We start from the raw sequence: 14163 nt of genomic DNA, 5'->3' as shown, positions 1-14163 counted from the left end.
GAACTAATTTTACAGCTATTTTCAAGTAAAACAACTAAACGAAATTATTGAAGTAGTAAATTTTAAATCACAAAGATTCACTCTTTAAATTAAAAAAAGATTTTAAAAGAAACATTTGGCGTTAAACCTAATGAAAAACGTTGAATCACTTGTTCTAAAATCACTTCGCGCTCTTCAAGTGTTGCGCCTGTAGTTCCTTCCACAGGAATTCCTCCATCATCCAAAGGTTTACGTTCTGCTTTATAAGTAATGCTTATAGGTTGTACTCTATTATATAAATTCAGCACAGAAACACCCAATTGCGCGCGTAGTTTTTTAATCGTAAAATCATATAAGACTGAAGCATCCAAACGATGAAAATCGGGCAATCGTTCACTATTAATAGGACCAAAATTTACAACACCTGCATTTTCACCATCAGCATCAATTTTAATTTCATAACTATTCACAGGCGTTACAGGTTTCCCCGATCTAATTTGCCAACCCAGCGAAAACTGCCAATTGTCAACCTTTAAAGTGTTTGAAATACGAAATGCATGTGTAATGTCATTATTTCCAGGGAATTCGGTAGCATTTCCTGCTAAATTTGGAAACTTAAACGTAATATCATTAAACGTATATCCTGCCCAAATTTTATACTGATTCCACTTATACTTCAATAAAATATCGAGTCCTTTAATGGTACTTTCTCCTTCTTCTAAATTTTCTAACGGATTGCTAAAACCATTGGTAAAAGTGGTCAATCCTTCCAACTCTTTATAATACGCATCAATGTCAATATTTAAATTTTTATGATGATATAAAATTCCACCAGAAATTTGATTGCTAGATAATAAAGGATATTGATCATTATCTGACAAACGCCACAAATTATTCTCCAAACGCAACTCTGTATGATTAAATTCTATCAATTGAGAAATTGGCTGATTTCTACGTTCAATTGCGGTTTTCACTCGAAAGCGATCATTCAACGGATATTCAAAATTTAATCGTGGTTCTACCAAAAATTTATTGACCGAATTGTAATGCACAAATCGCAAACCAGCATTAATAAAGGCTTTATTTTTAAAACTCAGTGTATATTCTCCAAACAGCGCATTTTTAAAATTACTATCACTCTGTCCAGAATTTTCTATTTCATCATCTAAAGGTTTCTCTTTTCGAATAATTACATCTAAATCGGTGTACGAAAGTTGATAACCTGCGGTTAGTTTTTGTGAATCGGTTAGTGCTGTTGTGATAGAAAAATTTGCGCCAACATCTACAATATCATTTTGGCGAACATTAATCTCATCTAAATCTGGAATACCATCGCCTGTCTCGTCTTTTATTTCTTTATTTTGATAGAAAGAATTGTACTCAGAAAAATATACCGTCAATAGTTCTTTTTGTTTCTCACTAGTCGTATGTTTCCATTCAAAACTCAGCCCTTTGTTTTTTGTAACGAGTGAATCTAACAACAATTCATCACCGCCAGTAAAATTAAAATCTAAACGATTTCGTGTGTACAATCCACTAATAGAAATATTATTTTTTTCATTAGGTTTTAGTACAAGTTTTGCGTTTACATCGGAAAATGAAAAATCATTATTACTTGTTTCTGAACTAAAATCATCATCAGTTTCAAGCTCCAATACATTTCCATTAATATCTCTAGCTACGCCAAAATTTGTAAATATTTTATCGGCATAACTATCGTATGTTGGCGTTTTCCATACATCAGGATACGAACGTCGCGCAAAAACATACAAAGCCGTTTTCTCTGATAATGGTGTCTTTACAAATCCATTTACAGCCAAACCATCAATTTCAAATCCGCCATTGGTTTTCTCAGGAATTTCGTCTCCGCTAGAAATATCAATAATACCTGAAATACGATCGCCATAACTTGCGCTAGTTCCCGACCTAAAAATCGTTGCTTTTTGTGTAGCAAATGGATTAAATAATGAAAACATTCCGTAAAAATGACCTGTATTATATAATTTAATATTGTCGTATAAAATCAAATTTTGATCGGGCGATCCACCTCTAACCTGAATTCCCGTTGCCGATTCGTCTAAAGTAGAAATTCCAGGAATCAACTGAATACTTTGTGCGATATCTGCATTTAACAAACCTGGCAAAATACCCAATCGTTTTGTGCTTACAGAAATAGATCCATCTTTATTTCGGTCAATTCCATTGGTAATATATCCTGAAATAATCACTGCTTCCAACGATTCTATTCCTTGTTTTAAATAAATTTGTGTACAGTCTTCACTTCCTATAAACTGTTGGGTTTCATAACCGTAATTTTTAACTGTAAAGCTATTGGTGGTAGTTTTATGAATCACAAAAAAACCATTCAAATTTGTAGATACTTGATGGTTTTCATCGTCTGTAATTGTTGCAAACGGAATTGGCATTTGCGTAGTTGCATCTAAAATATAACCACAAATCTTATTGTCTACTTGCTTTGGTGCAATAATAATTTGTGTGTCAGATAGTTTCTCAAATGTCAAGCTTGTTTGTGCTTCTAAAATGATTAATAATTCGGTTAATTCAATTTGAGAAGCATTTAGTGTGATTAACTTATTTTTAATCAAATCATTTGCATACGAAAAAGAAATAGAATATTCTTTTTCTACTTGCTTAATAACTTGTAAAAGCGGTGTGTTTTGGTAGTTGTAATCTTTATTTTGAGCATTTGAAACTGTAAATACCAAAAACAAAAATAAAGCACAAAGCTGTTTCATAAATTTGATTTTAAGGCACGACAAAGGTATAGCTTTTTTATGAACTCATCTGGACTTTTTCTATTTTCAGAAAAATGATTAACGACGAATTTAATGAATACGATTTATTCAGAAAGTACAATTATTTTGCCTGTCTGCGTATATTTAATTCCCATAGGAACTAAAGTAGCTTTTAAAGCAGTATTTATATCTGTGTGATAAAAACTTCCAGAAAACAAACGTTTTGTATCAACGCTTGAAGCATCAAAAGTAATATTAAAATATAAGGATAATTCTTCTAAAACTTCAGACAATGGTTGTTGTGTAAATGTTGAAACTCCTTTTTTCCAAGTTGGTGTTTCTTCGGTAAATGTAGCTTCTTTTGCCTCGTTTTTAGTAATGGAAACCTGCATTCCTTTTGTTAGAATAAAACTATTTTTCGCTTTGTTATTTTGTGTGAACTGTACTTTTCCTTCATAACATTTCAATTCAAAACTTGAACGGTCTTTTATATTAAATTCTGTTCCCAAAACAGCAACAATTCCTTTAGAAGTTTCTACCTTAAAATCGTCTCCTTTTGTAATGGTAAAATAGGCTTCTCCTTTCAATTCAACACTTTTGTTAGACGACCAAAAGAAGCGTTTGTGAGATAAACTCGAATTTGCATTTAAATTAACTGTTGAACCATCTGCCAAAGTAATTGTTTGCGATTCGCCAATTCCTGTCGTGTATGTTTTAGAAGATGTTAGAAAAATTCCTGTAGATAAAATCACAATAGCTGCCACCGAAATGTTTCGCCACAATCGGATGAGTTTCCCTTTCTTTGGTTGTGTAGCAATTTTATCTTTTACAGTCTGCAACGCACTTTCAACATCAATTTCTGGTCCGTCTAAAAGCTGTGCTTCTTTATTAATAATGTCAAATTGCTTGTACACATCAGTTTTCTCAAAAGCAATACGTTCTTCCTCAGAAAGCTCGCCTGCAATCCATCGTCCTAAAAACGAATCGTCTGTCTCGTAATTTTTCATCATACACTTTGTTTCTTACTAATTAGACATTTAAAAAAGTGTGTACCCTATTAAATTTTTATTTCTTTCCCTAAAATAGCACGTAATTCCTTTAATGCTTTGCTCATTCTTCGCTCAATAGCTTTTACTGTTAACCCAGTAATTTCAGCTATTTCTCTATATGTTTTATTGTCAACTCTACTCATTAAAAAAACTTCGCGTTCTTTAACGTTTAATGTGTTGATAGCTGCTTTCAGTTTGACTCTAAACTCTTCTACTTCAATTAAAAAATCAGGACTTTCATGGTTTGTATTCTCGGTAGTCGCTTTTTGATGTTTCAATACTACTTTTTCATGTGCAACTTCATTCAAAAATGAATTATTACTAGCAGTATAAATATAAGATTTAGCTTTTGAGAAGGTAATCGTTGCGCAAAGCTTCCACAGTTTAATAAACACATTCTGAACAATATCTTCGGCGCGTTGTAAGTTGCCACACTTATAATAAATGTACTTCGTAGCGGGTTCGTAAAATTTACGAAACAACTCGTTATAATTTTTTTCCTCGCAAATAGAAGGTTCGTTTTTTGACATTTAATTTAAATATGGAGATCAAAAATAGGCAATCTCTCAAAAAATATACAAATAAAATAGGGTGTATTATTTTTTTGCTGTCATAACAATAAGAGTCAACTATAAATTTTGATCTATATGAATACACTTGTGTACGCACTATTACTTTTTACTTCGATAAGTTTCGGGCAAGAATGGAATACCAATTTTGAAACTGCAAAAGCAGAAGCAATTACTAAAAATCAACACATTATCTTGGTGTTTTCGGGTTCCGATTGGTGTGCGCCTTGCATGAAATTAGAACGTGAAATCTGGGATACAGAAGCGTTTAAATCGTATGCAAAAGAAAACTATACGCTGCTAAAAGCAGATTTTCCAAAACGTAAAAAAAATAAACTATCCAAAGCATTGCAAACTCAAAATGAGCAATTGGCAGAAACATACAATCCAAACGGATATTTTCCTTTAGTAGTGGTTTTGGATAAAACTGGAAAGCAATTAGGAGCATTGGGCTATAAAAAAACCACGCCTGAAGCATATATCAAATTATTAAATGCTTTCTAAGATGATCCGATCAATTTTTACATATCTAATATGTATAAGCTTTTTTGTGACCACTGCACAGGAACCTCATAAACGAACACTCAAATTAATGGGAAGTCGTTTTGATATTACTGTCACTGCAAATACTAAAAAAGAAGCCAATAATTATATTGATTTGGCTGTTGCCGAAATGTCTCGGATTGAAAAGTTGATTTCGTCTTGGGATAAAAATTCGCAAACCTCACTAATCAACAAAAACGCTGGAATCAAAGCGGTAAAAGTAGATCAAGAGTTATTTGATTTGATACAAAGAGCGATACAAATTTCAAAATTGACCAATGGTGCTTTTGACATTAGTTACGCTTCCATGGATCGTATTTGGAAGTTTGATGGTAGCATGACAACAATGCCACCTGCGGAAATTATAAAAAAATCTGTTTCAAAAGTTGGCTATCAAAACATCATTATAAACGCAGAAAACCAAACTGTTTTCCTCAAACTAAAAGGTATGAAAATAGGTTTTGGCGCTATTGGAAAAGGCTATGCTGCCGATAAAGCAAAAGCATTATTAAAGCAAAAAGGAGTCGTTTCGGGTATTGTAAATGCTTCTGGCGATTTAAATACTTGGGGAACACAACAAAATGGAGAACATTGGAAAGTAGCCATCAAAAACCCTCTAAATAAAAATAAGGTGTTTGCATTACTTCCTATCTATGAATCTGCGGTAGTTACTTCTGGTAATTACGAAAAGTATGTGATGTTTAACGATAAACGCTATACGCATATTATAGATCCAAGAACAGGATATCCAAGCCAGGGCATTGTAAGTGTAAGTGTCTTTGCCTCAAGTGCTGAACTTGCAGATGCTTTGGCTACTTCCATTTTTGTAATGGGCAAAGAAGTTGGTTTAGACTTCATAAATCAATTAAAAGGAGTTGAATGCATCATCGTTGATGATTTGGGCAAAATACAGTATTCAGCGAACATAAATTTAAAAAACACTAAACAATGAAAAAGATAATCTTACTAATGGCAATAGCCACTGGTTTAACTTCTTGTATGGCCGTAAAGCCGTATCAAAAAATGAATTTGAATGATCCCAATATGAAATTAAGCGCGAATAGCATTGATCGGTTTGAAACAAATTTTCAAGTCTATCGAGAAGCTGCTTCGGGCGCTAATGGAGGAAAAACTGGCGGCGGTTGCGGATGTAATTAAGTGAAACTCAAATTTGAAAAGCTGCAAGCGCATTCAAAGTTGTTAGTTGAACTTATCCCGTTGAAAAACGGGATCTCATTAATAAAAATCTTAAATGAAAAAAAACATAATATTACTATTGTTATTTAGTGTTGGTTTTGCGATGGCACAAACACAAAAAGATTCGACAACTACTTATAAAAAACGAGTTTTAGAAACTACTGAAGTCGATTTTTTAATGAGTTATTATTCCCAAAAAGGAAATCATGCTTCTGTTACTGGTGGAATTGGCGATGAAAAACTTACTGATATTACACCGACTTTTGTGGTTGCAATTCCGTTAAATACAGATGAAGTATTAACTGTCGATGCAGGAATTTCTGCGTATACATCAGCATCTTCGAGTAATTTAGACCCTTTTGATGCTAGTGGAGCTTCTGGAGGAGGATACGACGACGATGACGACGATGGTGGTGGCACAACAAGTTCAGTTACAGGAAGCCCTTGGATTGCTTCTTCAGGAGCTTCTGCTAGTGATGTTTGGGGAAGTATCAATTTAAATTACAGCCACAGTTCTGATGACAGAAATTCTATTTGGAGTGTAAATGCAGGTTTTGCTGCTGAATATGATTACACTTCTGTCGGTTTTGGAGGTGGATATACTAAATTATTTAACAATCAAAACACAGAATTAAGCATAAAAGGACAAGTGTATTTAGATACTTGGAGTCCAAAATATCCTACTGAAATAGATTCATACAACGAAGCAAATGAAAACTTAAACAATGGTTTCTTCGCAAATATTAATATTCTAAATCAAGCTGGTCAAGTTATTGATAAAAACGGAACACAAGTTTGGTCACCATTCAATACAACACTCATTCAAGATAAAGCTAGAAACACCTATTCTTTATCACTCAGCTGGTCGCAAGTGCTTACTAGAAATGCACAATTCTCGTTATTTCTCGATGTTGTACAACAACAAGGATGGCTCGCCAATCCTATGCAGCGTGTATATTTTGCGGATAGAGATAATTATTATGTTGGAAATGCTGCGAGTATTCCAAACTATACAACACCGCAAAATACAGATGTATTTCAATTGGCAGATGATATAGAACGCTTGCCTGATACACGTTTTAAAATTCCTATTGGTGCACGTTTTAACTATTTCATCAACGAATCAATAGCATTACGAACGTATTATCGTTATTATTTTGATGATTGGGGAGTCAATTCTCATACAGCAAGTATTGAATTGCCTATCAAACTAGGAGAAAGTAAATTTACTTTAAACCCTACGTATCGTTTCTATAATCAAACAGCGGCAGATTACTTTGCACCATTTGAAACACACGTCTCAACTTCTGCATTTTACACTTCTGATTACGATCTATCAAAATTTAATAGTCATCAATACGGTTTAGGATTGCGATATACAGACGTTTTTACAAAGTTTAAAATTTTAGGTTTCGGGTTAAAATCATTCGATTTAAAATATAGTTTTTATGATAGAAGTGACGGATTAACAGCTGGTATAATATCTGCTGGTTTTAAGTTTATTTTGGATTAAAATATATAAATAGTTTTTAGTTTTTTCGATAATTACCAAGGTTAAAATTACAACCTACAAGTTTTAATTTTAACCTTTTTTAGAGCATCAACAATCATGAAAAAAGAATATTCATTTAACAGAGCACTTACAATTATATGCTTTATACTATTAATGACTTTACTAGTCTGTATAGGATATGCATAATATGTACTAAATTTAAATGTATGCTGGATTAATATATTTTTAAAATCATGACTATAAGTGATTTATGGTTTTTTGTATATTTTTTTGTATCCTATTTAATGGATCATAAGCTCTTAAATTGTATTAATTTTACAATTAATAAAACCACAATGTAAATTCATTCCTAAAATTATCATACTTAAATTCTAATCATAGATTGTTTTGAATTTATATAATAATGAAATATATACTACCAATATTCGTCTTATTAGCTAGCTTTTTCAGTTTTTCTCAAAATCAAAAACTGAATCAAAAAGATACAACATTAGTTAAGTTGCAAAAGGCTGTAAAACTAGCAGAAACAACACCGTCAAAAGTAAAAGCATTATTGGCAATTGGGAATTATCATTTGAATAATAATTATAAAAAAGCGGAGCCATTTTTTACAACAGCATTAAATGATATCCAAAGCGATCCTGAACATAAGTATACGAATGAGTTGGCAAATATTTATGGGCAACTAGGTGTTATAAATAAACGAGAAGGTGATTATTCAGTGGCTGTAGCGTATTACTTAAAGTCTAAAGATGCGTATGAAACCATAAAAGATACATCCAATATTGCAAATATCTACCATAACATCGCAATGGTATATCGCGATTTAAATGCTGATAAAAAGGCAATTCGTTATTTTAAAAAAGCGATTGATTTAAAGTCAAAATTAAAAGAAATTAAAGGGCAAGCTATTGCTTACAATATGATGGGCGTATCGTATCGACATTTCAAAAAAAATGATTCAGCCTTATGGTGTTATGAAAAAGCAAAGCAATTATTTAGGAGTATAAATGACACTTCAAATATATACCACGTTAATTCTAACCTTGCAACTTTATACCAAGGAAAGCAGAATTTTGATATGGCTTTACCAATATATCTTGAAAACTTAAAGTACTACAAAACACAAAAAAATAGAATCTCTTTATTTAGTACACATCATAATTTATCTAGATGTTACACCTATTTAAGTCAAAATGATAAAGCTTTATATCATAATCTTGAATCTATAAAAATAGCAAAGAAAGAAGGCTTTGATGAAAAGTTATCGAAAGCATATTTGCGTCGTAGTTTTATTCAAAAACGAGCAGAAAACTATAAAGATGCTTTTGAAAATTATAGACTTTATAAAAAACAATTTGATAAAGTATTTAACTCCGAAACTACTAAAAAAATACAAGAATTAGAGCTAAAACATTTGTTTAAGCAGGAAAAATTAGCGGATAGTTTGCAATTCATAAAAGAAAAAAATGAACTCAAAATTATAACTAAAAATGAACGTTCAAAAAAACAACTATACTTCCTTTTAATGTGTATTGTTCTAATTGCGGGGTTTATTATAAGTTCACTCATTAGAAGAAACTATAAAAACAAATCGAAGCACTTAGCAAATAAATTAAGGCTAAATCAACTTGAGTTAACCAAATACACAAAGGCTTTACTTACTAAAAGTTTAGAACAAGATACTTTAAATAAAGAAATTCAAGTATTAAACGAAAAATTAGGAGAAAAAAACACCTTACACAATCTTCAAGAATTAGCGAATACTAAAATTCTAACAAAAGAAGATTGGGTAGTATTTAAAGAAAAATTCAGTTCAGTTCATCCTTTATTTTTCACCAAAATAAAAGAATATAAGCTCACAGAATCGGAAGAACGTTTATTAGCGCTAGAAAAACTAAACCTAAACAATGCTGATATTTCTTCCATATTAGGAATTGCAGGAAAAAGTGTGGTAGTAACGCGTTATCGATTACGCAAAAAACTAAACATTCCAAAAGAAGTTAGCATTGCAGATTACCTCGAACTGTCTTAAAATCAGTATGTATCAATTTGTATACGTTTTTGTATACCTAAAAAAAGCCTTTAAAATAATTACATTTTTCATATTTGTTTCAACTATAAGGTATAAAAAACTCTAACTAATATAATTTCAAAATGAATTAAAATGTTTCAATAGGTACTAAGGATTGTTGTTGTTTAATTTATGGTGTTTTAATAATAAAAAATCCTTAACAATACTAATTGTATATAAAATTCACAATGAAAAGATAGTTGCAGTATATGCTTATTTCGAAGAGGAGATAAGTATTTTTTTAAAGCTCTCAAGTGCAAACTTGGGAGTTTTTTTTGAAAAAGTATGATCATTTTGAAGCTATTCCTGCTATCCGCTATATCTTTTTTATTCCGTACCTACATAAAAAAGGATGCCGCTTCTATCAGGGCTAAAAACAAACAAAAAACCATCTACCAAACAACAAGCTTCTAGATAAATAGAAATAATTTCCTTTAATCTGTTAAAATTCTGTAAAACAGATAGTTGAATTCTTAAAAAATCTATTTGTATACTTTTTTGTATAGCCTCAAAAAGTGTTTTAATCTAGGTATTTACTCAAATTTGTGTAGCTCAAAAAAACAAGTATTCAATCAAGAAAAATAAGATGTCTCAAAAATAGGGTGCGCCCTTTTTCCGCTGTCATAAGTATATATAACAAAACAAAATAACCTACAAATGAAAAAAAATATCCTCTTCGCTATTGCACTATTTTACTGTGCAATTTCATTTTCACAAAATTTTAATTACCAAGCGGTTGTAAGAGATGCAGCTGGAGAACCAGTTACTAACCAATCTATGAGTGTGTTAGTAAGAATTATTGCTGGCGCGCCAAATGGTAGTATTCTCTACAATGAAGCACATACAGTAACTTCCAATGCACAAGGAGTAATTACCTTACCAGTTGGAGGAGGTACTTCAGGAGCCAATTTCCTAGCAATAGATTGGAGTACACAAAACCACTGGATAGACATTCAAGTAGATCTAGCAGGCGGAACCAACTACACACAAATAGGAACTTCAGAATTACGATTTGTACCGTATGCTATGTACGCGCTAAATAGTACAAACTCAACAAATGCAGGGCCATTCAATTATGCTAGTGGTGTAGTAAGCAATGCCAATGGTAATGTCATTACAGATGATTTTGTATTTGGATCGACACAATTAGATGCCAATGGCGGAATAGGAAGCGATTTTAATAGACGCATGTTTTTTGATAAAAGTAAAGCTGCATTTAGAGCGGGAAAAACTGATGGAGATAAATGGGATGAAGCCAATGTAGGACTATACTCTGCAGCTTTTGGTGAAAATGCATTAGCCAGCGGAACTAATACTTTTGCTATGGGGAGAAATGCAAATGCAACAGGAAATGAGGCTTTTGCTTTTGGAATAAATGCAGGAGGTTTTGCAGATTACGCTAGAGGATTTGGTCCTAATGCTAGAGCTAATGGAATCAATTCAACAGCAATAGGAAGACAGTTAAATGCAAACTCAATGGCAGAAATTCAATTGGGTCAGTATAGTAACTTTGTATCTGGTTCTACAGATACTTGGGTTGCTACTGATAGACTTTTTGTGATTGGTAATGGACAAGAAGATATAAATCTAGCTTTAAATAGCGATGCGTTAGTAATGCTTAAAAACGGTAATACTACGCTAAATGGAACTCTTACTATAGATGGTGATAACCAAGGAGCTGGTACAGCTTTTACACTTCCAGCACAAGATGGAACACTAAACCAAATCATGCAAACCGATGGAGCAGGAAATGTTTCTTGGGTAACTCCTGCAGCAGATGCGATACCAAATGGAGGGACAAATGGATATGTGCTATCAACTGACGGTTCAGGAGTGTTATCGTGGGTAACTAATGACGATGCAGATAACGATCCTACAAACGAAATTGAATTACCTGCTCAAACAGGTGAAGCTGGCAAATTCTTAACAACAGACGGAACTGCCGTAGCTTGGCAAGATGTACCCAATGAATTGCCAACTGGAGGAACTAATGGCCAAGTATTAGTAACAGATGGTTCAGGAGTATATTCTTGGGGTGATCAAACAGCAACAGCAGCTTTTACAACTACAAGTAATGTAACCAGTAATGCTAATGGTACTATTGCAACCGATGATTTTGTTTTTGGAAGTACACAATTAGATAATGTATCAGGAGCAGATGATAACTCTAGAATGTTCTTTGATAAAAGTTTAGGAGCTTTTAGAGCTGGAAATGAAGTAGATGGTTTTACAGGATTTAATGAATCTAGTATTGGACCTTTTTCTGTTGGATTTGGACAACGAAATGTAGCATCAGGATGGTACGCCTCTACTTTAGGTGGACAAAGTAATACGTCATCAGGATGGTATAGTATGACCATGGGAGACAATAATACTGCTTCAGCTAATTATTCTGTAGCGTTAGGTAGAAGCAATCATTCTTCAGGACTAGAGTCAGTAGCTTTAGGATATAATCTTACAGCAGAAACTAGAGGGCAAACTACACTTGGGCAATTTAATACAGCTGTGGCAGGTAATGCAAATGCTCATGTTGCAACCGATCGTTTATTTGTAATTGGTAATGGTACTTCTGATTTTGATGGTGTAACACGTTCAGATGCTTTTGTAATATTAAAAAATGGAAACACAACCATAAATGGTACATTAACAATTGATGGTGATAATCAAGAAATAGAACGTGGGTATACATTTCCTGCACAAGATGGTAATGCGAATCAAGTAATGACTACAGACGGCGCTGGAAATGTATCATGGACAGATGCTGCTGCAGGAGGTTCAGGAGCATTCTCAACAACCGCAAACATAACGAGCAATGCTAATGGAGATACAGCTACAGACGACTTTGTGTTTGGAAGTTCACAATTAGGAGACGTTACAACAGCTACGAATGATGACAGTCGTATGTTTTTCGATAAAAGCAAACAAGCTTTTAGAGCTGGTGGAGCAAGTAATTCACAATGGGATGATGCTAATGTAGGTGGCAATTCTATAGTGCTTGGAAATAACTCTATTGCAAATAACACGAGTTCTGTCTCTATAGGAGAAGGTAATATTGCTAGTGGAGCGGCTGCAATAACAGCTGGTACAAATTTAACAGCAGAATCATTTGGACAAACATCTATTGGAACGCACAATACAAGGGTAACAGGAGATGCAACTCAATTTGTTGAAACAGATCGTTTATTTGTTATTGGTAACGGTACAAATCCAGATGAAGCTTTTAGAGCTGTAGGATTTAGTGATGCTTTAGTCATGTTAAAAAATGGGAACACAACGCTAAATGGTCAATTAACGATTGATGGAGATAATACAGGTTCAGGAACTTCGTATACTTTACCAGGACAAGATGGTACTGCAAATCAAGTACTAACTACCGATGGTTCAGGAAATGTTGCTTGGGCAGCGGTTGCTAGTGGAGCGATGCTTCCTAGTGGCGGAACTGATGGACAACTATTAAAAACCGATGGCGTAGGAAACTATGCTTGGGTAACGGATGCTGTAGATGATGCCGATAGCGATCCAACAAATGAAATTGAATTACCTACACAGTCTGGAGAATCAGGAAAAATATTATCTACAAATGGTACTTCTGCAGTTTGGATAACGGATGCTGTAAACGATGCCGATAGCGATCCAATGAATGAAATAGAATTGCCAACTGGTGGAACTGACGGACAAGTATTAAAAACTGATGGTTCAGGAAACTATGCTTGGATAACTGTTGCTGCTGGAGCAATGCTTCCTAGCGGCGGAACCGATGGACAATTATTAAAAACCGATGGCGCAGGAAACTATGCTTGGGTAACGGATGCTGTAAACGATGCCGATAGTGATCCAACGAATGAAATTGAATTACCTACACAATCTGGAGAAGCAGGAAAAATATTGTCAACGAATGGAACTTCACCTATTTGGATAACGGATGCAGTAAACGATGCAGATAGCGATCCATTAAATGAAATCGAATTACCAGTTGGTGGAAGTAATGGACAAGTATTGCAAACAGACGGTTCTGGTGGCTATACTTGGACAGACAATACAGTAGCGCCAGGTGCTTATACTGCTGCTACAATGGCAAGTGGTTGGGCATATTATAACACATCATTTTCAGTAACAAATTTTCAAGATCCACGCTATAGAAAAGTAAACAATGTGGTAACCTTAGAAGGCTTATGTAATAAAAGTTCTGCTATTAATAATGCAGATGTTATCATGACACTACCTGTTGGTTTTAGACCAACAAAAACTAGAATCTTTTCAGTAGAAACAGAAAATGGTGCTACTCGTGTAGATGTAAACCCGAATGGAACGGTAATTATTGCTACAGGCTTTAATGTGGTTCAAAATTGGGTTTCTTTAGATGGTTTAACATTCAGTATTGATTAATTAAAAAGAATATTAAAAAGTCCGAAATATATAAGTTCGGACTTTTTTACACAACTTATTTCTTTCTAAAAAAATATAAAAAATATAGGGTGCTTAT

9 protein-coding genes are annotated in these 14163 nt (G+C 33.4%); 6 read left to right on the top strand and 3 right to left on the bottom strand.

All coding sequences use genetic code 11. The annotated features are described in order from the left end of the window. Window positions 1–89: 89 nt before the first annotated feature. The 3 genes from ACRBBL_RS19940 to ACRBBL_RS19930 all read right to left on the bottom strand — a co-directional run bounded on the left by ACRBBL_RS19940 (window position 90) and on the right by ACRBBL_RS19930 (window position 4314). On the bottom strand, window positions 90–2735 hold the full coding sequence (locus ACRBBL_RS19940; RefSeq protein ID WP_431370845.1) for a TonB-dependent receptor: 2646 nt from the start codon (window positions 2733–2735) through the stop codon (window positions 90–92). Between the two features lie 104 nt (window positions 2736–2839). After that, window positions 2840–3745, bottom strand: coding sequence for a FecR family protein (locus ACRBBL_RS19935; RefSeq protein WP_431370844.1), 906 nt, complete (start codon window positions 3743–3745; stop codon window positions 2840–2842). Between the two features lie 47 nt (window positions 3746–3792). Then, window positions 3793–4314, bottom strand: a complete 522-nt coding sequence (locus ACRBBL_RS19930; protein WP_431370843.1) for an RNA polymerase sigma factor — start codon at window positions 4312–4314, stop codon at window positions 3793–3795. A 117-nt stretch (window positions 4315–4431) separates the two neighbouring features. On the opposite strand from ACRBBL_RS19930, the gene ACRBBL_RS19925 reads away from it, so the two are divergent. The 6 genes from ACRBBL_RS19925 to ACRBBL_RS19900 all read left to right on the top strand — a co-directional run bounded on the left by ACRBBL_RS19925 (window position 4432) and on the right by ACRBBL_RS19900 (window position 14066). Next, window positions 4432–4857: a thioredoxin family protein gene (locus ACRBBL_RS19925; RefSeq protein ID WP_431370842.1), complete on the top strand. Its 426-nt coding sequence runs from the start codon at window positions 4432–4434 to the stop codon at window positions 4855–4857. 1 nt (window position 4858) lies between these two features. Continuing rightward, window positions 4859–5848 (top strand): FAD:protein FMN transferase, encoded by a 990-nt coding sequence (locus ACRBBL_RS19920; RefSeq protein ID WP_431370841.1) that lies wholly within the window; start codon window positions 4859–4861, stop codon window positions 5846–5848. Continuing rightward, window positions 5845–6054 (top strand): DUF4266 domain-containing protein, encoded by a 210-nt coding sequence (locus tag ACRBBL_RS19915; protein ID WP_431370840.1) that lies wholly within the window; start codon window positions 5845–5847, stop codon window positions 6052–6054. Before ACRBBL_RS19920 ends, ACRBBL_RS19915 begins: the two co-directional genes overlap by 4 nt. 94 nt (window positions 6055–6148) lie before the next feature. Beyond that, window positions 6149–7606 (top strand): DUF3570 domain-containing protein, encoded by a 1458-nt coding sequence (locus ACRBBL_RS19910; RefSeq protein WP_431370839.1) that lies wholly within the window; start codon window positions 6149–6151, stop codon window positions 7604–7606. A gap of 403 nt (window positions 7607–8009) precedes the next feature. Next, a complete protein-coding gene (locus tag ACRBBL_RS19905) occupies window positions 8010–9641 on the top strand; it encodes a tetratricopeptide repeat protein (RefSeq protein WP_431370838.1) in 1632 nt (543 codons plus the stop codon). A 696-nt stretch (window positions 9642–10337) separates the two neighbouring features. Further along, on the top strand, window positions 10338–14066 hold the full coding sequence (locus tag ACRBBL_RS19900) for a beta strand repeat-containing protein (protein ID WP_431370837.1): 3729 nt from the start codon (window positions 10338–10340) through the stop codon (window positions 14064–14066). Window positions 14067–14163: the final 97 nt, after the last annotated feature.

It is taken from the genome of Kordia sp. (assembly GCF_050633145.1).
In the GTDB taxonomy this organism is placed as follows: Bacteria; Bacteroidota; Bacteroidia; order Flavobacteriales; family Flavobacteriaceae; genus Kordia.
This window is presented reverse-complemented; position numbering and strand designations above follow the sequence as displayed.

Coding starts and splice junctions, on each gene's coding strand:
- ACRBBL_RS19940 (WP_431370845.1), bottom strand. CDS start 2,735: ATGAAACAGCTTTGTGCTTTATTTTTGTTTTTGGTATTTACAGTTTCA.
- ACRBBL_RS19925 (WP_431370842.1), top strand. CDS start 4,432: ATGAATACACTTGTGTACGCACTATTACTTTTTACTTCGATAAGTTTC.
- ACRBBL_RS19930 (WP_431370843.1), bottom strand. CDS start 4,314: ATGTCAAAAAACGAACCTTCTATTTGCGAGGAAAAAAATTATAACGAG.
- ACRBBL_RS19905 (WP_431370838.1), top strand. CDS start 8,010: ATGAAATATATACTACCAATATTCGTCTTATTAGCTAGCTTTTTCAGT.
- ACRBBL_RS19935 (WP_431370844.1), bottom strand. CDS start 3,745: ATGATGAAAAATTACGAGACAGACGATTCGTTTTTAGGACGATGGATT.
- ACRBBL_RS19920 (WP_431370841.1), top strand. CDS start 4,859: ATGATCCGATCAATTTTTACATATCTAATATGTATAAGCTTTTTTGTG.
- ACRBBL_RS19915 (WP_431370840.1), top strand. CDS start 5,845: ATGAAAAAGATAATCTTACTAATGGCAATAGCCACTGGTTTAACTTCT.
- ACRBBL_RS19900 (WP_431370837.1), top strand. CDS start 10,338: ATGAAAAAAAATATCCTCTTCGCTATTGCACTATTTTACTGTGCAATT.
- ACRBBL_RS19910 (WP_431370839.1), top strand. CDS start 6,149: ATGAAAAAAAACATAATATTACTATTGTTATTTAGTGTTGGTTTTGCG.